The 22192-nt window shown below is 68.1% G+C and carries 24 protein-coding genes; 7 read left to right on the top strand and 17 right to left on the bottom strand.

Features of this window, described 5'->3' with window-relative positions; genetic code table 11:
• Window positions 1-5: 5 nt before the first annotated feature.
• The 8 genes from Q0309_RS17345 to Q0309_RS17310 form a co-directional block, all read right to left on the bottom strand.
• A complete protein-coding gene (locus Q0309_RS17345) occupies window positions 6-377 on the bottom strand; it encodes a cation:proton antiporter subunit C (protein WP_299444262.1) in 372 nt (123 codons plus the stop codon).
• Window positions 370-831 carry a Na(+)/H(+) antiporter subunit B gene (locus Q0309_RS17340; protein ID WP_299444259.1) on the bottom strand — a complete coding sequence of 154 codons (462 nt, stop codon included), beginning with the start codon at window positions 829-831 and terminating at the stop codon, window positions 370-372. Before Q0309_RS17340 ends, Q0309_RS17345 begins: the two co-directional genes overlap by 8 nt.
• Window positions 828-1406, bottom strand: a complete 579-nt coding sequence (locus tag Q0309_RS17335; RefSeq protein ID WP_299444256.1) for a DUF4040 domain-containing protein — start codon at window positions 1404-1406, stop codon at window positions 828-830. Before Q0309_RS17335 ends, Q0309_RS17340 begins: the two co-directional genes overlap by 4 nt.
• 3 nt (window positions 1407-1409) lie before the next feature.
• Entirely contained in the window at window positions 1410-1832 is a 423-nt protein-coding gene (mnhG, locus tag Q0309_RS17330) for a monovalent cation/H(+) antiporter subunit G (RefSeq protein WP_299444253.1), read from the bottom strand.
• Window positions 1829-2122, bottom strand: coding sequence for a monovalent cation/H+ antiporter complex subunit F (locus tag Q0309_RS17325; protein ID WP_299444250.1), 294 nt, complete (start codon window positions 2120-2122; stop codon window positions 1829-1831). Before Q0309_RS17325 ends, mnhG begins: the two co-directional genes overlap by 4 nt.
• Complete coding sequence (locus Q0309_RS17320) at window positions 2122-2637, bottom strand: Na+/H+ antiporter subunit E (RefSeq protein ID WP_299444247.1); 516 nt, start codon at window positions 2635-2637, stop codon at window positions 2122-2124. The genes Q0309_RS17325 and Q0309_RS17320 overlap by 1 nt, the downstream gene beginning before the upstream one ends.
• A 106-nt stretch (window positions 2638-2743) precedes the next feature.
• Window positions 2744-2983, bottom strand: coding sequence for a hypothetical protein (locus Q0309_RS17315; RefSeq protein ID WP_299444244.1), 240 nt, complete (start codon window positions 2981-2983; stop codon window positions 2744-2746).
• Between the two features lie 168 nt (window positions 2984-3151).
• Window positions 3152-4990 (bottom strand): phosphoenolpyruvate carboxykinase (GTP), encoded by a 1839-nt coding sequence (locus tag Q0309_RS17310; RefSeq protein ID WP_299444241.1) that lies wholly within the window; start codon window positions 4988-4990, stop codon window positions 3152-3154.
• 379 nt (window positions 4991-5369) lie between these two features.
• Between Q0309_RS17310 and Q0309_RS17305 the strand changes: the two genes are divergently transcribed.
• The 5 genes from Q0309_RS17305 to Q0309_RS17290 all read left to right on the top strand — a co-directional run bounded on the left by Q0309_RS17305 (window position 5370) and on the right by Q0309_RS17290 (window position 9149).
• Entirely contained in the window at window positions 5370-5864 is a 495-nt protein-coding gene (locus Q0309_RS17305) for a copper chaperone PCu(A)C (protein ID WP_299444238.1), read from the top strand.
• 64 nt (window positions 5865-5928) lie between these two features.
• Window positions 5929-6120, top strand: a complete 192-nt coding sequence (locus Q0309_RS18670; protein ID WP_366940656.1) for a type II toxin-antitoxin system HicA family toxin — start codon at window positions 5929-5931, stop codon at window positions 6118-6120.
• A 54-nt stretch (window positions 6121-6174) separates the two neighbouring features.
• Window positions 6175-6621: a type II toxin-antitoxin system HicB family antitoxin gene (locus Q0309_RS17300; RefSeq protein WP_299444235.1), complete on the top strand. Its 447-nt coding sequence runs from the start codon at window positions 6175-6177 to the stop codon at window positions 6619-6621.
• Window positions 6622-6754: 133 nt separating this feature from the next.
• Entirely contained in the window at window positions 6755-7456 is a 702-nt protein-coding gene (locus tag Q0309_RS17295; RefSeq protein WP_299444232.1) for a response regulator transcription factor, read from the top strand.
• Between the two features lies 1 nt (window position 7457).
• Entirely contained in the window at window positions 7458-9149 is a 1692-nt protein-coding gene (locus tag Q0309_RS17290) for a stimulus-sensing domain-containing protein (protein WP_299444229.1), read from the top strand.
• A 21-nt stretch (window positions 9150-9170) separates the two neighbouring features.
• Here Q0309_RS17290 and treZ read toward each other — a convergent pair whose 3' ends face one another.
• The 9 genes from treZ to Q0309_RS17245 all read right to left on the bottom strand — a co-directional run bounded on the left by treZ (window position 9171) and on the right by Q0309_RS17245 (window position 19773).
• The gene (gene treZ, locus Q0309_RS17285; protein ID WP_299444226.1) at window positions 9171-11018 is read right to left on the bottom strand and encodes a malto-oligosyltrehalose trehalohydrolase; all 1848 of its coding nucleotides are present in this window, start codon (window positions 11016-11018) and stop codon (window positions 9171-9173) included.
• Window positions 11019-11073: 55 nt separating this feature from the next.
• Complete coding sequence (glgX, locus tag Q0309_RS17280; protein ID WP_299444223.1) at window positions 11074-13341, bottom strand: glycogen debranching protein GlgX; 2268 nt, start codon at window positions 13339-13341, stop codon at window positions 11074-11076.
• Between the two features lie 178 nt (window positions 13342-13519).
• Window positions 13520-14752 carry a CaiB/BaiF CoA-transferase family protein gene (locus Q0309_RS17275; RefSeq protein WP_299444220.1) on the bottom strand — a complete coding sequence of 411 codons (1233 nt, stop codon included), beginning with the start codon at window positions 14750-14752 and terminating at the stop codon, window positions 13520-13522.
• 160 nt (window positions 14753-14912) lie between these two features.
• Entirely contained in the window at window positions 14913-15725 is an 813-nt protein-coding gene (locus tag Q0309_RS17270; RefSeq protein ID WP_299444217.1) for an alpha/beta hydrolase, read from the bottom strand.
• Between the two features lie 672 nt (window positions 15726-16397).
• A complete protein-coding gene (locus Q0309_RS17265) occupies window positions 16398-17207 on the bottom strand; it encodes an alpha/beta hydrolase (protein ID WP_299444214.1) in 810 nt (269 codons plus the stop codon).
• Between the two features lie 45 nt (window positions 17208-17252).
• Complete coding sequence (locus tag Q0309_RS17260) at window positions 17253-17597, bottom strand: AzlD domain-containing protein (protein ID WP_299444211.1); 345 nt, start codon at window positions 17595-17597, stop codon at window positions 17253-17255.
• Window positions 17597-18388, bottom strand: a complete 792-nt coding sequence (locus Q0309_RS17255) for an AzlC family ABC transporter permease (RefSeq protein WP_299444208.1) — start codon at window positions 18386-18388, stop codon at window positions 17597-17599. The genes Q0309_RS17260 and Q0309_RS17255 overlap by 1 nt, the downstream gene beginning before the upstream one ends.
• Window positions 18389-18555: 167 nt before the next feature.
• The gene (locus tag Q0309_RS17250; RefSeq protein ID WP_299444205.1) at window positions 18556-18876 is read right to left on the bottom strand and encodes a hypothetical protein; all 321 of its coding nucleotides are present in this window, start codon (window positions 18874-18876) and stop codon (window positions 18556-18558) included.
• Between the two features lie 276 nt (window positions 18877-19152).
• Window positions 19153-19773, bottom strand: a complete 621-nt coding sequence (locus tag Q0309_RS17245; RefSeq protein ID WP_299444202.1) for an outer membrane lipoprotein carrier protein LolA — start codon at window positions 19771-19773, stop codon at window positions 19153-19155.
• Between the two features lie 334 nt (window positions 19774-20107).
• Here Q0309_RS17245 and Q0309_RS17240 point away from each other — a divergent pair, with 334 nt between their 5' ends.
• On the top strand, window positions 20108-21601 hold the full coding sequence (locus Q0309_RS17240; protein ID WP_299444199.1) for a hypothetical protein: 1494 nt from the start codon (window positions 20108-20110) through the stop codon (window positions 21599-21601).
• A 23-nt stretch (window positions 21602-21624) separates the two neighbouring features.
• Window positions 21625-22185 (top strand): L,D-transpeptidase family protein, encoded by a 561-nt coding sequence (locus tag Q0309_RS17235; RefSeq protein ID WP_299444196.1) that lies wholly within the window; start codon window positions 21625-21627, stop codon window positions 22183-22185.
• Window positions 22186-22192: the final 7 nt, after the last annotated feature.

Raw genomic sequence — 22192 nt, 5'->3', positions numbered from 1 at the left:
GCGGCTCAGGCCCCCCTGTCCATGCGATGTTCGAGCGCCAGCACCTCATCCTCCTCCAGCGTGCCGAAGGCCTCGCGGATGCGCACGACCAGCGCCAGCCCCACCGCCGTCGTGGCCACGCCGACAACGATGGCGGTAAGGATCAGCACGCTCGGCAAGGGGTTGCTGTACACCGTCGCCTCCTCTGAGACGATGGGCGCCGTGCCGCCCTCGACCGCGCCCATGGTGATGTACATCAGGAACACGGAGGTCTGGAAAATGTTCAGACCAATGACCTTCTTGGCCAGATTGCCCCGGGCGATGACGGTGTAGAAGCCGGCCATCATCAGGACGATGACGATCCAGTAGTTATACAGGCCGAGCACGGTCTCAAACATGGCCGTCCTCCGCCCCGTCGCCGGGATCCAGGGCCGCGTGATCGTGGCGCTCGACGAAATTCAGGAAGATCGTGACCATCACCGCCCACACGGTCAGGCCAACGCCCAGTTCCACCAGCAGGATCCCCATGTGCTGGCCATGGTGGGGGTCATGCGCCAGCACGTTGTAGTTCAGGTACTCGCCGCCCAGCAGCATGGTGGCCACCCCGACCCCGGCATACAGCAGCACCCCGATGGCGCACATCGGCGTCGTCACCCACTCCGGCGCCACCTGACGGGCGCGCGTCGGGCCGAAGATCAGCGTGAACAGGATGAAGGCGACGGCGAAGATCACGCCGGCCTGAAAGCCGCCACCGGGGCCATAGTCACCGTGGAACTGCACATACAGGCCGAACAGCATGATCGGCGGCATGAGCAGCTTGGTCATGGTGCGCAGGATGGAATGCAGCCTCATGACCGGCCCTCCCCAGCGTCCTTGCGCGCGGCCTGGGCGTTGCACCGCCGCCGGTCAACCCGGGCGCCCAGGAGCACCAGCACGCCAATGCCGGCGGTGAAGATCACCGTTGTCTCGCCCAGCGTGTCGTAGCCGCGGTAGCTGGCCAGGACGCTGGTGACCATGTTGGGCGGGCCGACCTCACGTGGGCTGTCCTCGATGTAGCGCGGGGCGACGTGCTGGTGGATCGGCGCCTGCGGATCCCCGAAGTGGGGCATGTCCAGCGTGCCGTAGATCAGGGCCGCGCCGGTCACCACCACCACCGCCAGCGGCAGCAGCGAATTCCGCCTGGGCGTCCGTTCGGCGCGCGCGGTCAGGGCCAACGTCCCCAGCATCAAGACGGTGGAGATGCCGGCGCCGACGGCGGCCTCGGTGAACGCAACGTCGACCGCGTCCATCAGCACGAACATGGACGCCGACAGCAGGCTGAAGATGCCTGACAGCATGACCACGGCGAACAGGTTGCGCAAAGCGATCATGGCCAGGGCCGTGACCACCATGAAGGCCAGCAAGACAATGTCGATGACCTGTTCCATGGCCTAGCGTTCCGCCTCCTGGTCGGGAAAGGCGGATCGGCCGGGCGCGCGGTCATCCAGAAGGAAGTCATCGTCCGCGGCGTCGCGCAGGTCCAGCTTCCCTTCGGTCGGGCGCCCGTCGCGCGTCCACGGCCGCTGACCGTCCAACAGCGCCGCCTGCGCCAGGGCGTGCGTGGCCACCGGGCTGGTGAACAGCAGAAAGACCAGGATCATCACCAGTTTGATGCCCACCAGGTCGGCACCCAGGCCAGCCTGGAGCAGCAGACCGACAATGATCAGGCCGGCGCCCAGGGTGTCGCCCAGGCTGGCCGCGTGCATTCTGGTGAAGACATCGGGAAATCGCACCAGGCCGATGCCCGACAGCAGGCAGAACAGCCCGCCAATCACGATGCACGCCCAACTCACAACGTCGAGGACAAGGCTCATCGGGTGCCCTCCTGACCTTGGCGCGAGGCGCGCGGTCCGGCCAGGTTGCTGTACTTGACGAACTTCAGCACGGCAATGGTGCCGGCGAAGTTGATCAGGCAGTACAGCAAGGCGATGTCCTCGAACTCCGGCCGGTCGGTCAGGAACCCGAGCAGAACCAGCAACAGCACTGTCATGGTCCCGAAGGCATTGACGGCGACGATGCGATCATAGACCGACGGACCGCGCACCGCCCGCGCCAGCGCCAGCGCCATGGTGGCCAGAATGAACAGGCTGGCGACGGTGAACATCAGGCTTTCCCCGAACCGTGGACAGCGTCGGACAGGCGCTCCAGCGACCCTTCCACCCAGTCGGTGCGCCGATCCATCTCGCCGCCATGCAGATCATGGATGCTGCCCGGCTCCAAAGCATGGACAAGGATCCGGCCGCCGTCGACCTGCACCGAGATCGTACCAGGGGTCAGCGTGATGGAGTTGGCGAACATCACCTTGCCCAAGTCGGTCCTCTGGCTGGCCGGCACCCAGGCCATGCGCGGCGCGATGCGGTCCGGATCGATCACGCAGCGCGCCACCGCCAGATTGGACAGGACGATCTGCCACAGCAGCCACGGCCAGTACGCCAGCGCCCGAAGGGCCACGGCGACGGGCACGCCCTCGTGGTCCAGGCCCTCCATGCGCCAGGCGACGAACACCGTCAGCGCCGCCGACACCACCCCCAGGCCCAGCAGCAACGGGTCGCTCCAGTGGCCGGACAGCAGCAGCCACAGGACGAACAGGCCGACAAACAGACTGAGGGCGTGCTTCACAGGGACGCTCCTGGGGCGGGTCAGGGCCGACTCACGTCGCGCTTCGGCTTACCCGAGCGCGGCGGGCGGCGCAACCGTCAAGTCCGGCCCGGAAACCGGCGAGGGCTCAGTCGCCCTGACGGCTGATGGCGGCGGTGCTGGCCTCCTTGGCGCCCATGGCGTTCAGCGCGCGCACCACCTTGGCACACCGCACCCACGTCGTCTTGCCGCCGTCCAGCACCTTGGTGACGGCCTTTTCCGACAACCCGGTGAAGCGGGCGAGGCCCTTGGCGTCGGCGTTGGCGGCGGAGGCGAGGTCCTTGCCGCCGGCAAGCACGAACTGTCCGCGTTCCTTGATGTTGGCCATGATCGCTGTTTCCCCTGACTGCAGCGTCGCGGCGCGCCCGTGCGCCGCCGCGCGAAGCGCCGGACCATAGACCGCTTCGCGCCGGGACGGAAGCCCTCTCTGGTCAAACAAAACCCCCGCCGGGCACGGAAGCCGGCGGGGGTCTTGAGAATCGGGGCGAGCCGCCGCTTACGCCGACTTCGGCAACTCCCACACCTCTGGCGCCTGCTCCAGCGCCTTCAACGTGGCCTCGCGCATCTCGGCGATCTCCTTCGGCACCCGGTCGCCGAACTTGTCGAAGAAGTCGGACTGGGTCTGCACCTCGCGCAGGGCCTTGTCCTTCTCGACCGTCATGATGCGGTTGTACAGCGCCTCCTCGAACGGCAGGCCGTTCCAGTTGATGTCGCTGTAGGCCGGCACGTTACCCAGCGGGCTTTCCACCGCGTGCGCCTCACCGCGCACACGATTGAAGACCCACTCCAGCGCGCGCATGTTCTCGCCAAAGCCCGGCCAGATGAACTTGCCGTTGTCGTCCTTGCGGAACCAGTTGACGCGGTAGAACCCGGGCACCTTGGGATGGCCCAGCGTCTCGCCCAACTCGAACCAGTGCTTCCAGTAGTCCGCCATGTTGTAGCCGATGAACGGCAGCATGGCGAACGGATCGCGGCGCAGGTCGCCCGGCTTGCCCTCGGCGGCGGCGGTCAGCTCGGAGCCCATGGTCGCCGCGAGATAGACGCCGTGGTTCCAGTCCTTGGCCTCGAACACCAGCGGGAAGTTGGACGCCACGCGCCCGCCGAACAGGAAGGCATCGACCTTCACGCCGGCCGGGTCTTCCCACTTGTCGTCCAGCGACGGACACTGGTTCAAGGGCGCGGTGAAGCGGGCGTTCGGATGCGACGCGGTGCGGCCGCAGTCCGGCGTCCAGTCCTGCCCCTTCCAGTCGATCAGGTGAGCCGGCGGCTCATCCGTCAGGCCTTCCCACCACACGTCGCCGTCGTCGGTCATGGCGACGTTGGTGAAAATGCTGTTGGCGTGCAGCGACAGGATGGCGTTCGGGTTGGACTTCATCGAGGTCCCGGGCGCCACGCCGAAGAAGCCGTACTCGGGGTTGATGGCCCGCAGGTTGCCCTCCGAGTCCGGCTTGATCCAGGCGATATCGTCGCCGACGGTGGTGACCTGCCAGCCCTCATAGCCTTCCGGCGGAATCAGCATGGCGAAGTTGGTCTTACCGCAGGCACTGGGGAAGGCGCCGCAGACGTACCGCTTCTCCCCGGCCGGGTTCTTCACGCCCAGGATCAGCATGTGTTCGGCCAGCCAGCCCTCATCGCGCGCCTTCACCGAGGCGATGCGTAGCGCGAAGCACTTCTTGCCCAGCAGCGCGTTGCCGCCGTAGCCGGAGCCGAACGACCAGATCTCCCGCGTCTCGGGATAGTGGACGATGTACTTGTTGTCGGCGTTGCAGGGCCAGGCCACGTCCTTCTGGCCCGGCTCCAGCGGCATCCCGACGGAGTGGACGCAGGGAATGAACTCGCCGTCGTCGCCGAGTACGTCCAGCGCCGCCTGGCCCATGCGCGTCATGATGCGCATGTTGGTCACCACGTACGCGGAATCCGAGATCTCGACGCCGATCTCGGAAATCGGCGAGCCCAGCGGCCCCATGGAGAACGGAATCACGTACATCGTTCGGCCGCGCATACAGCCGTCGAACAGGCCGTTCAGGGTCTGGCGCATTTCGGCCGGAGCGACCCAGTTGTTGGTCGGGCCGGCATCGTCCTTGTTCTCGGAACAAATGAACGTGCGGTTTTCCACGCGCGCCACGTCGGCCGGGTCGGACCGGCACAGGAAACTGTTCGGGCGCTTTTCCGGGTTCAGGCGGATGTAGGAGCCGCCGTCCACCAGCAACTGGCATAGGCGGTCGTATTCCTCCTGGCTGCCGTTGCACCACTCGACGCGGTCCGGCTTGGTCAGCGCGGCGATCTCATCCACCCACGCCAGGAGTTTCGCATGTTTGGTCGGTGCTTCACTCATCGACTTTACCCTCCCGTTGGCACGACAATTCTTCAACTCTGAGTCAGCCCGAAACCGGTTTCCCGGCGTGCGGCATGAAAAATGGGGTTGGGCCGGCCCGTTCCTTTGCGTACGAGGCTCCCCCGTCCCCGGATGCACATCCATGCGCACACGCCTGCCGCGGGCCGGCGGCCGACCGGTCCGGGGGCAATGGATGACGATACGGGGGCGGAACCATCATGATGCCGCAGTCTGCCCGCTTTCGGCCGCTTGGTCCAGAACGATCGGAGCGACGTCACAGGACTGCCGCATTGTCGTGTCTTGTCGCTCCGGCGAACCTTGCGCCACACTACCCCGAGCCCCATTTGTTCGGCCCATTCACTCTTAGGGAGTACCCCCCATGATCCCGCGCATCCGTCTCGGCGCCGCCGTCTTCGCCTTGGGCCTTGCCGCCGCCGCGCCCGCCATGGCCGCCGAGGTCACGGCCGGCAGCCTGACCATCGCCGACCCCTGGGCGCGGGCCTCCGCCGGCATGGCGCGAGCCGGCGCGGCGTTCATGACCATCACCAACACCGGCGACAGCGACCGCCTGGTCAGCGCCACGGCAAACGTCTCGGATGTGGTTGAACTGCACACCCACATCAAGGACGGGGATGTCATGCGGATGCGGAAAGTGGAGGCCATCGACGTTCCGGCCGGTGAAACCACGATGCTGCAACCGGGCGGCCTGCATGTCATGTTCATCGGGCTGCATGATCCCTTGCAAGAGGGCGAGACCTTCCCCGTCACCCTGACCTTCGAACAGGCCGGCGACGTCGACGTGGATGTCATCGTGAAAAGCGTCGGCGCCATGGGCGGCGGAATGGGGCACGCCCACGGGAGCGAAGGACAATAATGTCCGCCAACGCCTTGCGGACCGGACACGTGTGTCCTACCCTTGAACATCATGGGCCGGTCCCGTGAACGCAGACCAGTTCGAGAGGTGGCTGCGCCGGCAGGGCATCGAAGTGGAGCCCAAGGGCAGTTCCGGCCATGTTATTCTCCGGAACCCGTCCACGGGCGCCACCTCCGAATTGCCACGCCATGGCGGGCGCAAACAGCTTGGAAAAGGCCTCGTTCGCAAGATCATGAAGGACCTTGGCCTCGATTAGCGCGTTCGCCAAAACGCGAACTCCGTTCACCCATTCAGGCGCAGGCCGATCGCCATGCCGACTCTCCTCACCGTCCCCACCGGGTATGCCATCGCCCTGGAGCCGGACGACAACGACACCCTGCTCGTGACCTGCCGTGATCTGCCGCCGGTCACCACGTTCGGCGACGATCCGGATGACGCCGCGCACCATGCCGTCGACGCGCTGGTGGCCGTGCTGGACGACATGATTCACCGCACGGGCTTCATCCCGGAAGCGAGCCCACCCCAGGAGGGCGAGGTCTGGTGTCGCCTGCCAGGACTTGTGACCGCGAAGCTGGCGCTGCACGTCGCCATGCGCCGGCAAGGGGTGACTCAACGGTTGCTCGCCGAACGCCTCGGGATGGACGACCGGGCCGTCCGCCGCGTTCTTGACCTCTGCCATGCCAGCCAATGGGCACAGGTGGAACGTGCCGCCGAGGCCCTTGGGGTCGTGCTGACGGTCACGGCCGAAGCCGCCTGATCCGCTCTCGCTCTCACTCCCACCCGCCACGGTTTCGTGCCCATTCCCTCCCCGGGGTTGCCATAATTGGGCGGTTCCCTGATAGGAACAGACGTGTGCCGATCAGGCCCCTTTCCCGCCGGAGGACGACACCGTGGCCCAACGCATCGCGCTTGTGGACGACGACCAGAACATCCTCGCCTCGGTCTCCATCACCCTGGAGACCGAGGGCTTCGAGATCGTGACCTACACCGACGGCGCCGAGGCGCTGCGCGGATTGCTGGCCGACCCGGTCGACCTGGCCGTGCTGGACATCAAGATGCCGCGCATGGACGGCATGGAGTTGCTGCAGCGCCTGCGCGTCAAATCCAGCCTGCCGGTCATCTTCCTCACCTCCAAGGACGACGAGGTGGACGAGTTGATGGGCCTGCGCATGGGCGCCGACGACTACATCAAGAAGCCGTTCTCGCAGCGCCTGCTGATCGAGCGCATCCGCGCCATCCTGCGCCGGGGCGAGGCCGGCCGCGACGGCGCCCCCGACCTGTCGGACAAGGCCCTGATCCGTGGCGAACTGGTGATGGACCCGGAACGCCACCTCTGCACCTGGAAGGGCGAGCCGGTCAACCTGACGGTGACCGAGTTCCTGCTGCTGCAGTCGCTGGCGCAGCGCCCCGGGCACGTCAAGAGCCGCGACCAGTTGATCGACGCCGCCTACGGCGAGCACATCTACGTCGACGACCGCACCATCGACAGCCACATCAAGCGCCTGCGCAAGAAGTTCCGCGAGGTGGACACCGAGTTCTCGGATATCGAGACCCTGTACGGCGTCGGCTACCGCTACAAGGACGCAGGCTGACGTGGCACGCACCCGGGAGGCGGAGTCGGACGCGGCGGCGTCGCGAAGGCGGCCCTGGTCGGGCTCGGTCCTGCGCTCGCGCCTGACGCGGCGCATTCTGGCGGTCAACCTGCTGGCCCCCATCCTACTGGTGGCCGGCATGTTCTATCTCGACAACTACCGGGAAACCCTGACCGAAGCGCGCCTGAACGCCTTGCGCACCGAGGCCGACCTGATCGCCGCCGCCGTCGCCGAGGGCTCGCTGACGTTCGAGGTCCACCCGGAAACCCGCAGTCTGGTCCCCGGGCAGATCATCACGCCCGAGCTGGCGGCCCAGATCGTGCGCCGCCTGTCGGCCCTGGCCGGGGTGCGCGGCCGTCTGTACGGCCTGGACGGCGATCTGGTGGCCGACAGCCGGCGCGGCCTCGGCGGCCAGTTCCAGATCTCGCCGCTGCCGCCGTTGCCGGAGCCGGATCCGATGGGCGACTGGGTGGATCGCCTGTTGGCGCGGATTGGCACGCTGTTGGACCAAGCCTACACCATGGTCATGCCCCGAACCGAACTGCCGCTGTACAAGGAACCACCGCACCAGAGCGCCGCCGACTACGCCGAGGTCCGCGACGCCCTCGCCGGCCAGTCGGCCAGCGGCGCCATCCGGCGTCATCCCGACGGCAAACGCCTGGTGCTCAACGTGGCCGTCCCCGTGCAGTACTACAAGCAGGTGGTCGGCGCCCTGCTCGTCTCCGCCGACGACCGCGAAATCGAACGCGATGTCATTGAGGTGCGTCTGGCCATCCTGGAGATCTTCGGCGCCACCCTGGCCGTCACCATCCTGCTGTCGCTGTACCTGTCCGGAACCCTGGTGCGGCCGCTGACCCGCCTGGCCACCGCCGCCGAGCGGGTGCGCCACGCGCACGGAGACCACCGCGACATTCCGGACCTGTCCAACCGCCGCGACGAGTTGGGCGAACTCTCGGCGGCGCTGATCGAGATGACGGCGGCCCTGTCGGCGCGCATGGGGGCCATCGAACGCTTCGCCGCCGATGTCGCGCACGAGATCAAGAACCCGCTGACCTCGCTGCGCAGCGCCGTCGAAACCGTGGCCCGCGTCACCGATCCCGATCAGCAACGCCGCCTGATGAGTGTGATCCTGGACGATATCGAACGGCTCAACCGCCTGATCTCGGACATCTCCGATGCCTCGCGACTGGATGCGGAGATGTCGCGCGCCCCGACGCAAGCCATGGACCTCGTTCCCCTGTTGTCGGCACTGGCCGACGTGCACGCCAACACCGCCGCCGAGGCCGGCGTGTCGGTCCGCTTCGAGGGACCGGCCGACGGCGCACCGCTGCCGGTTTTCGGCATCGACAGCCGCCTGGGGCAGGTGTTCCAGAACCTGCTGGCCAATGCGGTCTCGTTCAGTCCCGAGGGCGGGACGGTGGTGCTGCGCGCGGGGCGCGAGGGGCCGCGCATCGTCGCCACGGTCGAGGACGACGGCCCCGGCCTGCCGCCCGGCAAGGAGGCGACCGTATTCGAGCGGTTCTACTCGCAACGCCCGAAAGGCGAGAAGTTCGGCACCCACTCGGGCCTGGGCCTGTCGATCTCCAAGCAGATCGTCGAGAACCACCGGGGCACGATCCGCGCCGAGACCCGGACCGACCGCACCGGCCGCGCGCTGGGTGCCCGCTTCATCGTCGAGCTGCCGGCGGCGTAGAAGACGGGTCCGCCCGAGCCGTCAATCACTGCGCGCCCAAATCACGGTCCAGGGCGGCAGGTTGGCCCCCTGGCGCAGCGCCGCCAGCGCCGTCGCCGGGGTGACGGCAAGGGCCGGCCCGGTGGGCCGGTGGGCCGAGGGCATGTCGACCGGCTCCGGCCCCAGGTTCATGACCACCACTAGGTCAGTGCCGCCGCGATGATGCCAGCAGACCCGCAGCCCGTGCGCGCCGAACCGGTCGGCGGTCACCGGCCGCAACGCCGGAATCAGGGGCGCGACCGCCGACTGGCGAGTCGCCAGCAGGCCCTTGACCCAGCGCAACCGGGTGGCATGGGGCTCCGCGTCCAGGCTGTCCCAGTCCAACCGGCTGTCGGCGAACGTCTCGGCCGCGAAGGGGTCGGGAATGCGCGCCCGCGCCGCCGGGTCGGAGAACCCCGGGAAGCGGGCGAACTCGGCGCGCCGGCCCTCCCGCACCGGGGTGCGCAGATCCTCGCCGAAGTCCACATGGAACAGGAACGGCCGTTCGCTGCCCCACTCCTCGCCCATGAACAGCAGCACCGGGCGCGGCGCCAGCAACAACAGCATGAGCGCCGCCTCGACCGCCGGCTTCGGCGCCAGGGCGGTGAGCCGTTCGCCGAAGGCCCGGTTGCCCACCTGATCGTGGTTCTGGATGAAGTCGACGAACGCGGTCTGGGGCAGGTCCCCGCTCGGCTCGCCGCGCACCTGTCCGTCCCGATGCACCGAGGCCGTACCCTGATAATCGAAGCCTTCGGTCAGCACGCGGGACAGGCGGTCCATCGGGTCGGCGACGTAATCCTCGTAGTAACCGTGCCCCTCACCGGTCAGCAGGTGATGGATGATGTGGTGGTAGTCGTCGTTCCATTGGGCATCGAACCGCCCGCCCGGCGCCCCCAGGAACCGCGCCGCGTTGTCGTCGTTCTCCAGCACCAGGTGCACATGCCGGCCGCTGCCTTCAAAGTGCACGCGCACACGCCGCGCGATCTCATCGAGAATGTGCTCCGGCTGGGAGTCGCTGATGGCGTGCACGGCGTCGAACCGCAGCCCGTCGAACAGGTATTCCTGCAACCAGAACAACACGTTCTGAACGTAGAAGTCGCGCACCGGCGACCGGGAGAAATCGATGGCCGCGCCCCAGGGCGTGTGCTGCGCCTCGTCGAAGAAGGAGTTGGCGTAGCAGTGCAGATAATTCCCCTCGGGGCCAAAGTGATTGTAGACCACGTCCAGGAACACCATCAGGCCGCGCGCGTGCGCGGCATCGATCAGGCGCTTCAGGTCGTCCGGCGTGCCATAGCGGCTGTCCGGCGCGAACATCATCACGCCGTCATAGCCCCAGTTCCAGCACCCCGGAAAATCGGCCACCGGCATCAGTTCGATGGCCGTGATCCCCAGGTCGGCCAGATGGTCCAACCGGCTCTCGATGCCGGCGAACGTGCCCTCGGGCGAGAACGTGCCGGGGTGCAGCTCATACAGCACCGCCTCGTGCCACGGTCGGCCGCGCCAGTCCGTGGCCCGCCAGCGGTAGGCGGTCGGGTCCACCACCTGGCTCGGGCCGTGCACGTCGAACGGCTGGAACCGCGAGGCCGGGTCCGGCACCGCCAATCCGTCCGCCAGCCGGTAGCGGTAGAGGGTGCCCGGACCGGCCTCCGCCACCTCGGCCGCCCACCAGCCGTCCCCGACGGCGCCCATGGCGTGGTGCGCCGTGACGTGCAGCCCGTGAGCGGTGTCGCCGGCCACGACTTCAAGAGTCAGCGCGTCCACGTCCGGCGCCCACAGGGCAAAACGAACCCCGCCCTCCTCCATCAAGGTGGCGCCAAAGGGCATATCGTGCCGGGCCACGGGAGCGGACATCCATACCTCCGCAATCGGGTTATTCATGTCTGACCATAAGGAGGACGAGACCCCGTCACAACGACGGACGCGCCAGGGGGCTGCCGTGCGCGACCTGTCCCGGGCCGGCCTCGCGGCCGCCGATCTCCTGGCGCACCAGGATCAGCGCCGAGCGGGCGGCCACGAACACCCGCCCCTTTTTCGACGCCGCCGCCGTCTTGGTTCCCACGGTGCGCGCGCCGGCCGCGTTGTGGCGCGGGCCACCGGCCAGGGTATCGGCCTCGACGTGCCAGCGGTTGCCCGCCGGCAGCGAGGGATTGCGGCAGGTCATGTCCAGATGCGAGGCATTCAGCCACACCAGGAACGTCTGGTCCGGCTCCGGTTCGCCGGTCTCGGTCAAGTGGGTCAGGCCCGCCTCGCCGGACAGCAGCATCCCCAGTGTCTTGGCCGCCGGATCGTGCCAGTCCTCGTCAGTCATCTCGCGGCCGTCGGGACGCAGCCACGTGACGTCCTTGACCTTGGTGCCCGGGATCAGCCCCCCCTGGAAGAAGCGGGAGCGGTGAAAGACGATATGCTGGCGCCGCAACCGGATCAGCGCCTTGGTGAAGCCCAACAGGTCGCGGCCGGCCTCATCAATGCCGGCCCAGTCGATCCAGCTCAGCGGGTTGTCCTGACAATAGGCGTTGTTGTTGCCGTTCTGGCCGCGGCCGAACTCGTCCCCGGCGACGATCATCGGCACGCCCTGCGAGATCAACAGGGTGAGCAGGAAGTTGCGCCGCTGGCGCCGTCGCAGGGCCAGGATCGCCGGATCCGTGGTCGGCCCTTCGACACCATGGTTCCAGGAGAAATTGTGGGAGTGGCCGTCTCGATTGTCCTCGCCGTTGGCCTCGTTGTGCTTGTCGTTGTAGCTGACGAGGTCGTTCAGCGTGAAACCGTCGTGGGCGGTGACGAAGTTGATGCTGGCCCAGGGCTTGCGGCCCTGATGCGAAAAGATGTCGGACGAGCCGGACACGCGCGACGTCAGCTCCGGCAACTGGCCGTCGTCGCCCTTCCAGAAACGGCGCACGGTGTCGCGATACTTGTCGTTCCACTCGGCCCAGCCGGGCGGGAAGCCGCCCACCTGATAGCCGCCCATGCCGGTATCCCACGGCTCGGCGATCAGCTTCTTGCGCGACAGCACCGGGTCCTGGGCCACGGCATCGAGGAACCCGGCGTGTTGGTCGTAGACCCCATTCACCCGCGCCAGCGTGGTGGCCAGATCGAAGCGGAATCCGTCCACCCGCATTTCCTCGGCCCAATAGCGCAGCGAATCGGTCACCATGCGCAGCACGTTGCGGTGACGCAACTCAAGCGCGTTTCCGGTGCCGGTGAAATCGTTGTAATAGCGGGGATCATCCCCCATCAGGTGGTAGTAGCTGGCGTTGTCGATACCCCGGAACGACAGGGTCGGCCCCAGGTGGTTGCCCTCGGCGGTGTGGTTGTAGACGACGTCCAGGATCACCTCGATGCCGGCGTCGTGCATGACCTGGACAAAGATCTTGAACTCGTTCAGCCCACCCTTGCCGAGATACTCGGGATGGGGCGCGAAGAAGCCGATGGTGTTGTAGCCCCAGTAATTGCGCACGCCCCGCTCGACCAGATGCCGGTCGTGGACGAAGGCGTGCACCGGCAGCAGTTCGACGGCGGTAATCCCCAGTTCGCGCAGATACTCAACCACCGGCGCCTCGGCCAGCGCGGCGAAGGTCCCGCGCAATGGCACCGGCACTTCCGGGTGGCGCATGGTGAAGCCGCGCACGTGCATCTCGTACAGGATGGTGTCGTGCCACGGGTTCTGGCTGAACGGGTCCGGCCCCCAGGTGAAGGCGGTGTCCACCACCTGGCACTTGGGCATGTAGGGCGCGCTGTCCACGGTCGAGAACGACAGGTCGCCGTCCTCGTGCCCGACCTGGTAGCCGAACAGGGCGTCATGCCACTTCACGTCCCCCACCAGAGACTTGGCGTAGGGATCAAGAAGCAGCTTGTGATGGTTGAACCGGTGTCCCGCCTGGGGATCATACGGACCCTTCACCCGGAAAGCGTACAACTGGCCGATCCGCACGTCCGGCAGGTACCCATGCCAGACCTCGTGCGTGTGTTCGGGCAGGGCAATGCGGGCGATCTCCTTTTGGCCCGAATCGTCGAACAGGCACAGCTCGACGGCTTCGGCATGGGCGGAGAACAGCGCGAAGTTGGTGCCCGAGCCGTCCCAGGTGGCACCCAGGTGATAGGGAGAGCCCGGCCAGACCCGGAACCGTGTTCCGGTCGGCCCGGCCCGGTGGACGAACGGGGGGGCAAGTGTGGTCAAAAGGGTCCTCCGAAGGGCCGGCCACGGGGCGGCCCCGGTTTTGGACCGCTCCAGCGCGGGACGGGTCCGGGTTGCAAGGCCCCAGCCTAATCCCTTTGGCGGAGGAAACGAACCCCTTCCTTCGAAAGCGGGAGCACTCCACCGGTCGCGGCGCGCCCTGACCCCTGCAAAACCTGAGTCAGCCGATCACGCCGGCCGCGCGCAACGCCGCCTGCTCGTCCGGCGAGAGGCCCAGCTCATCGAGGACCGCCGTCGAGTCTCTTCCGACCGTGGGCGGCGCGGTGCGAACCGTGGCCGGAGTCGCGGACAGGCGCAGCGGATTGGCGATCAGGGTCAGCGGATCCGGGCTGTCCGGGTGCTCCATCGTCACCGTCATGGCCCGCGCCCGCACGTGCGGGTCGGCGAAGACATCGGGGATCGTGTTGACGGGGCCGGCCGGGACACCCGCCGCCTCCAGGTCCGCCAACCAGGCGTCGCGCGGGCGCGTGGCGATGACCTGCCGCAGGATCGCCGTCAGGGCCTCGCGGTGGGCGATGCGATCGGCATTGGTGACGAAACGCGGATCGTCCGCCAGGTCGGGCCGGCCCGCCACCGCGCAGAAGCGCCGGAACTGGGCGTCGTTGCCCACCGCCAGAATCAGGTGCCCGTCGGCGGCGGGGAACGTGTCATAGGGCACGATATTGGGATGGGCGTTGCCGTGGCGCTTGGGGGCCTCGCCGGAGACCAGCCAGTTCTGCGCCTGATAGGTCAGCCAGGCGATCTGGCTGTCGAGCAGGTTGGCGTCGATGTGCTGGCCCTGCCCGGTCGCCGCGCGGTGATGCACGGCAGCCAGGATGGCGACGGCGGCGTACATGCCCGTCAACTGGTCGGCGTTGGCGTTGCCGACCTTGACCGGGTCTCCATCGGGCGGGCCGGTCAGGCTCATCATGCCGCCCATGCCCTGGGCCAGGTAATCATACCCGGCCCGGGCCGCGTAGGGGCCGGTCTGGCCGAAGCCGGTGATGGAGCAATAGATCAGGCGTGGGAATTCGTCCTTCAGGTCGTCGTAGGCGAGCCCGTACTTGGCCAGCCCGCCGACCTTGAAATTCTCCACCAGGATATCCGCCTGCCCCGCCAGCCGCCGGATCAGGGCTTGGCCCTCCGGTCGGGTGATGTCCACCGCCAGCGAGCGCTTGTTACGGTTGATAGAGAGGTAGTAGGCGCTTTCGCGCGTCGGCCGGCCGTCGCGCCCGGTCAGGAACGGCGGCCCCCAGGCGCGCGTGTCGTCGCCCATGCCCGGCCGCTCGATCTTGACCACGTCGGCGCCCAGGTCGCCCAGAAGCTGGGTGCAGAACGGACCGGCCAGCACCCGGCTCAGGTCAAGAACCCGGAGGCCGGCCAAGGGACCGGGGGTGGTCGTGGGCTCCGTCATCGGTCCAGGGGCTCCCACGGGCGGGAGCGGCCACACTCACGCATCATCACCATCCGAATGCCGAGCGCTTGGCCCTGCCCCCCACGCGTGGCGGGGTCCAGGGCCAAGCGTCCATCGGCTCTTCCTACACGATGGCGCCGCCCATTTCGAGCGGTTGGATCTACGCCGCCATCGCCGCCGGTGCCGTCCAGGCGGCGACGGCCCCCGCCATGGCCTCCAGAACGACCTCCCGCACCTGATGATGGGGCACATGACCGCACTGCGGCAGCAGCAGCGGAACCGCCGGGCCGCCGGTTTCCTGACAGATGACCTCCACCTGCCGGGGCGATCCGTAGTCATCGTCCTCGCCCTGAATGGCCAGCACGGGGCAGCGGATCGCCCGCAGGCGCTCGGTGATGTTCCAGCCGGCGTAGTCCGGATCCAGCCAGGTCGTGTTCCAGGCCCAGAACAGGCTGTCGGTGTTGTCGCCGTGCCAGCGCCGCAGCTTGTCCCGCAGCGGACCGGCCTGGAACGCGTCGCGGACCGCGAGGAGACCTTGCCGGGTGATATCGTCGATGAACACATGGGCGGCCTCGACCATCACGCCGAGAAGGCCGGCGGGCCGCTGGGCGGCATGAAGCAGGGCGATACTGCCACCGTTCGAGTGCCCGATGTGGATGAACCGGTCGATACCGGCGGCGGCCAGCACCTCGGGCAGGATCTGGTCGGCCTCGCGCTCCATATGGCCGATCCCGCGCGGCCAGTGGGTCAGGGGATCGGCCGCGCCGTGTCCCTGCCGGTCATAGAGGAAGCCGGAAAGGCCGGTGGCCTGGCACAGGGCCTCGGGGAAATCCTTCCACAGGCCGATGCTGCCCAGACCCTCGTGCAGGAACACCAGCACGGGGCCATCGGGCCGCGCGCCCACCGGGTGAAGCCACCGCGCCGGCAGCCGCATCCCGTCAACACGCAAGGTCAGGTCTTCGGTTTCGAGCATGGGAGTCATGGCGCCTTCCCCTCAACAGGAGCGTATAAAGAACTGCCCATTCCCCCGGGGATTGCTGTGCCCGAGCCTCCGATCGGCCGGCAATATGACCAAAGACATGTGCCTAAGGATATACAAACGGCAGAGCGTTCGAGTATATAACAAATAACGGCGGGAGTTACCGATCAATAACCTAACATGTTGAAAGACAATGAGCCCGCTACGCCTGAAACCGCATCGTACTATCCCACCAGGAAAACGAAACACCTGAACTCATTTCGAAAACACACTTAATTTCATTTAAAATTCAGACGATTTTCATTATGTCGCAAAATCATTACGCGACTCGGACGTGTTGCGGGGCGATATGACAACGGTCACACATGACGAGGACTCATACCGGGCGACGGAAATCGCGACACGTTTTCCGGACCGTCGACACACGGCCTTGGGAGATCCCTCGCGTCCTAACGGACGCTTCGGGATGACGTATGTGTTTGTTTTTTAAAGAAAATCGTCATCCCGAGCGAGCGAAGCGAGCCGAGGGATCTCCCGCGTCGGCACCGCGCCCGGCGAACGGCGACGAGTCATGACTTCGGTCGGCTGGCATCAAGCCCAAAACGCGTCGAAGAAGCGAGTTTTGCTTGAGGGAGTCTCGCGGGTGGTCGCTTGGTGAGGCCGACCCTACGGCGTCGTCCACGTCTCGATGGCCGAGGCGGCCACCGCCAGAACGGCGTCGCGGACCTGATGGTGCGGCACGTGGCCACACTCCGGCAGGATCATGGGCGTCGTCAGGCCGCCGGACTCCCGGCAGATGGCTTCCACCTGGCGCGGCGTGCCGTACTCGTCGTCCTCGCCCTGGATCGCCAGCAGCGGGCACCGGATCGCCCGCAGGCGGTCGGAGATGTCCCGCGCCGCGAAGGCCGGATGCAGCCAGGTCGTGTTCCAGCCCCAGAACACGCCGTCGGTATTGCGGCCATGCCAGCGTTGCAGCTTCGTCCGCAGGTCGCCATGGCGGAACGCGTCGCGCGCCGCGCGGATGCTGTCCAGCGTGACGTCCTCGACCACAACATGGGCGCCCTCGGTGACGACGCCCAGAAGCCCTTGCGGTCGCAACGCCGCGTGCAGAAGGGCGATCGAGCCGCCGTCGGAGTGGCCGACATGGACGAACCGTTCGATCCCGGCGGCATCCAGCACCCGGGGCAGGACGTGTTCGGCCTCGGTTTCCAGATACCCGATCGGACGCGGCCAGTGGTTCAGCGGATCGGCGTTGCCGTGCCCCTGACGCTCATAGACGAAGCCGGGCAGCCCGGTGGCCCGGCACAGGGCCTCGGGGAAGTCTTTCCACTGTGCGATGCTGCCCAGTCCCTCGTGCAGGAACACCAGCACCGGCGTCTCACTGTCCGTGTCGGCCGACGGGCGCACCCAGCGCGCCGGCAGCCGAACGCCGTCCACGGACACCGTCAGGTCCTCGGTCTCGAACGCTTCGCTCATGGCGCCCCTACGGTCGCGTATGGCTCGACTGCCAAAGTCCCCATATCACGCCAGTCCCATGAAGATCCACAATGCCGCCATGCCGACAACCAAGGTCAGCACCACGCGCTTGGTCAGGGCCACCGCCGCCGCCGCCAGGCCGGCCGCCAGCCGCGTCCAGTCCCAGGCCGGCGTGAACAGCACGTCGGCCTGAACGATGGCCGGGACGACCAGCGCCGCCAGAACGGCCGGCGGCACGTAGCGCAAGCCTCGCGACAACCAGCGCGGCAACGCCCAAATCCCCGCCAGTTGGATGAACGACAGGCGCAGCATCCAGGTGCCGAACCCGCAGGCCACGATCAGGCCCCACAGCACGGGCGCCGAGAAGGGTTGTTCGAACAGGTCTCCCATCACGCCGCCTCCCGCTGCGTGCGCTGGCGTCGGTCACGTCGGTCACGCCGGTCACGCCGCTCCTCGGCCAGGACGCCCCAGCCGATCCCTGCCACGGCGCCGGCGATCAGTCCCAAGTTGTAGGGCATGGCCGCCAGGGCGGTCGCCACCCCGCCGCCGACCAGCGCCGCCTCGGCGCTCGGGCGGTCGCGGATGGCCGGCACCAGCAGCACCAGGAACACCAACGGCACGGTGAACTCCAGGCCCCACTGGGGCGGCACGCGCGCGCCCAACAGCAGGCCGGCGAGCGTGAAGACCTGCCAGACGATCCACAGCGGCGCGGCGCTGCCCAGGTAGAACCACCCCTTGTGCGGCTGGGTCTGGGCCTCTGTGAAGCGGGTGATACTGACGGCGAACGCCTGGTCGGTCAGCAGATAGCCCATCAGCAGCCGGCGCCACGCCGGCTCGCGGTGCAGGTGCGGCGCCAGTGACGCCGAATACATGACCATGCGCAGGTTGATGACCAGCACCGTCAACAGGATCACCGGGGCAATCGCGCCGCTCGCCAGCAGCGAGACGAACGCCATCTGTGCCGCGCCGGCGAAGACGATGGTGGACAGGCCCAGCGCCTCGGCCACCGTCAGGCCGGCCTCGCGCGCGGCGTAGGCGGACACCAGGGCGAACGGAATGACACCCGGGATCAGCGGCAGGATGGCCCGCACGCCGGCCAGCAGTTGGACGCGCGGGGTCAACGCAGAGGCGGGCGGTGGATCGTCGGAAACAGGGGCGGACGCGGACGGTGAGGCAGACATGGCGGGACTCGATGTAGGGCGGGCCGCCCGCGTCGTGCGTCGCGGGCGCCGGCTCGGAACAGTCCAGGGGGAACCGTGTGAAAGACGACCACACTGCCGAAGCCGCCCGGTCCCGACAAGGTTGCTTTTCTCATGCCCCACACAACGCATGTGCAGGGGCGACGAGGTCAGCGCCCGGGTGCATACCCGCGCGCCTCCATGCAGGCGGCGTAATAGGACCGGTAGGCCTCGCGCGCCTCGACGCGATCCACCTGGGCCATCGGGTCGAGACCACCGCCGCCAGCCCCGTATCCACCGCCGGAGGTCACACGGTCGGGCTGATGGGCGCGCCGCATGGCGTGATCGTCCGCCTGGCGCTTGCAGGCACGACTGTCGGCGCTCGCCTGGGATGGCGTGACGCCCGGCTTCGTCCACTGCGCGCCATCGTCACCGGCGCAAGCGGTCAGAAGCACCGTCGCCAGGAACGACAGGCCAAAAGCTCTTGTCATGCCACTCGGCATCCCTTTGGGCATCCGCGCCTCCAATCCGGTGTGTTCTGGTCACAAACGGAAAGGCGCCCGGCCAGGGGGAGGGGCCGGGCGCCAAGGCTCCGTTGCCGGAGCGCGAGGTCCGGCCGGGGGGGGATGCCGGTCACCTCGCTTCGGAGGCGGTGTCTCACGATCCCGCCTCCGTATGCATCTCACATAAGAGGGCTTGGACATTTTTAAACCCTGGCGCACGCATGTCCCTCATGCGAAGTTCGCATAACGCTAGCCCGAGCAGACTCAATCGGCCCGCCGGATCCCCGGCCGTTGGGCGTAGTGAAACAGGTCCGGGTCCAGATCGACCCCGAACCGGGGCGTGAACAGGGTCACGATCACCTCGACATTCTGCGCATCGCGCACTTTCCATTGCCGCAGTTCCATCGGCTGCAGCGCAAACCGCAGCGTCAAGGTTCCCTGTCCGGGGTCATCGGTCTGGACCATCGAAATGTCCAGCAGGCCGGCGCTTTGACGCATGTCGGTGACGGTGATTTCCGGATCCGTGAACTCGACGGACTCGCGCAGCAGAAGCCCCAGCGGCGTGTCGTCGATCCCGATATAGCTCACCTGGTCCAGCTCGCCGTCCTCATAGATCAGGCTCGACCCATTGGCCACCACCAGGACCTCGGCGGGCGGGTCGTATTCGATCCGCAACCGCCCGGGCCGCTGCAGATACACGGTGCCCTCGGCATAGTTGCCGGTCGACGACGTCTGCGCGAAGCGGGCGCGCATGGTGCGGATGCTGTTGAGGTAGGCGGCGGCTTCCTTGAGAAGGACCGCCTCCTGCGTGGTCATCAGATAGGGCTGGGGCGCCTGCCCCCAAGCCGGACCGGAGCCCACGACGCCACCTAGCATCGCGGTCATGACCATCAACCACACGGCCACGCCTGGCCCACGGACACGGCGACACGCTCGGAACATCGAACCTCCTCGGGATCGGATGCAAATGGAACGGACGCGGCAGGGCCGCGCCGGATGATGGGACCATAGGCGCGGAATGTGGCGCGATCATGGGCCGGCGCCGTCCGCCCACCCGGCAAGGGTTGCCGGGTACGCCCCTCAACGCAGCCCATTCCTGCCGGTGGCAGCCCATCGCGGGACGCCGTGGTACCGGTAACGGATCGAGATCCCGTGCGGCTCAATCCAGCCCCAGAATGGCACACGGCTTGCTGTGCGATCCCCCAAGGAGGACACCCCCATGTCCGTTGATGCCGTCGCCAGCGATACCGCCGGACCCACGTACCGCGTGGCCCCTCGTCCCGTATACGAGGGCCAGCCGTACTACACGTTCGATGAGGTCGTCGAGCAGTTCAGCTTCTGGGACCTGCTCGACATCATCAACCCGCTGCAGCACATCCCCATCATCGGCAGCATCTATCGCGAAATCACGGGTGACGAGATCAAGTCCTACGCCCAGGTGGCCGGCAGCGCGCTCTACGGCGGTGGCATCGGGGCGTTGGCCGGCATCGCCACCATGGTCGTGACGGAAAGCACCGGCAAGGAGCCCGCCCAACTCGTCCTCGCCGCCTTCACCGGGGATCATTCCACCCCAGACACCGACGCTGGCGTGGTGGGTGACGCGGAGAATCTGGCCTCCACCGCCGGTCCGCTCGGGCACGACCTGCTGGGCGGCACCGGGGGTGCGGCACAGGCGCTGGCCGCCGGGCCGGGTACAGCCGCCGCCACGGCCCTGGCCGGCCAGACGGCGCCGGGCACGCCTGCCTTGGGGGGCGCGACCGCCGCCGGATCGGTGCCACCGGGGTTGGCCATGTCGTCAACGCCCCTCGGCGCCTTTCTGTTCGCCTCAGAGGCGGGGCAGATGGCCGCCGAGCAGGCCGCCGCGCGCGGCCTGCGGGAAACGGCCCCGGTCCTGGACGGCGCCCGCTCGGCCGCGCTCTCGGCCATGATCGCCCAGACCAACACCGGCGGACTTCGCCCAGAAACCACCGCGCGCCCCGGGTCCGCCGCCACCCTGACCGCCATGCTCGACGGCACTCCACGCGACGCCATTGCCGCCACGACGCCCGCCAGCACCGACCAGCAGAGCCAGGACATGCCCCAGAATTCCTCCCAGGATCCCGGACGCGAACAGACCGCCCACGCCGGTGTCGCCGCCCCTCGGCCGCAGAGCTCCGGCCAGACAGGCGGCCGGGCCGAGGCGGCCATGCCCACGGACATCGAGCGCGGCCGCGCGGCGTTGCGCGAGCGGCTGTCAGCCGTCCAAGGGGCGGCGGAGCCCGCCACGGATCGCCCGACCGGGCTCACCCTGGCCGACTACCGGGCCAACCCCAATCGGCGCGCCGAGGGTGGGGGCCAGGACACCTCGCGGCGTCCCCGGGCCGCCGTCAACAGCCTCAGCGCCGCCGACCTTGGACGCCTGCTGCCTGACCAGGCCACCATGGCCGGCCTGCTGGAACGCGGCGAGCGCGCCGCCATGGCCGCCGACAGCCGCGCGCGCCGCCTGGCCGACGACGCGGCGCGCACGGCCACCGCCCCCGAACCCATGACCACGGCCGCGCCGAGTTTCCGCGCCCTGCCGATCGCCGAGGCGAACGGTTCCGAGCGCGGGGCCGACGCGCCGGCTTCGGCGTCCGGCCCGGTTGTTAGCCAGCCGTGGTTCTCGCAGAGAGTCATGGACGCCATGCAGCGCTACGACGCCCAGCGCCAGACCGACACCGGCGCGGCGTCTTGACCGCCTGATCCGGATATTTCCCGATGGGTCCCGCCACGCCGGAGACAGAGGCCGCCCTGACCGTCTCCGCCGACGGATGGTTCCGGCAGGGGCAGCGGGCCCTGCCCTGCGCCCTGGGACGCGGCGGCCTCACCACCGACAAGCGCGAGGGCGACGGCGCCACGCCGGTCGGGCAGTGGCCGTTGCGCCGGCTGTTCTGGCGCCCGGATCGCCTGGACACCCCGCCCGCCGTCGGCCAGTCCGGGCTGCTGGTCACGCCCATCGACCCCGCCATGGGCTGGTGCGACGACCCCGACCACGCCGACTACAACCGGCTCGTCGCCCTCCCCCACCCCGCCCGTCATGAAACGCTGTGGCGGGACGATGGCCTGTACGACGTGGTGGTCGTGCTCGGGTACAACGACGCCCCGCCCCAGCCCCGCCGGGGCAGCGCCATCTTCCTGCATTGCGCTCGGCCCGATCCGGCGGCACCGCACGGCCTGAGCCCGACCGCCGGCTGCATCGCCCTGCCCCGGCCCGATCTGCTGGCGGTGCTGGCCGCCCTGCCGCTGGCGCCGACGCTGGCGGTGCTGGCCCCGACCTGACGGCCCG

Source organism: uncultured Rhodospira sp. (genome assembly GCF_937138205.1).
Classification (GTDB): domain Bacteria; phylum Pseudomonadota; class Alphaproteobacteria; order Rhodospirillales; family Rhodospirillaceae; genus Rhodospira.
This window is presented reverse-complemented; position numbering and strand designations above follow the sequence as displayed.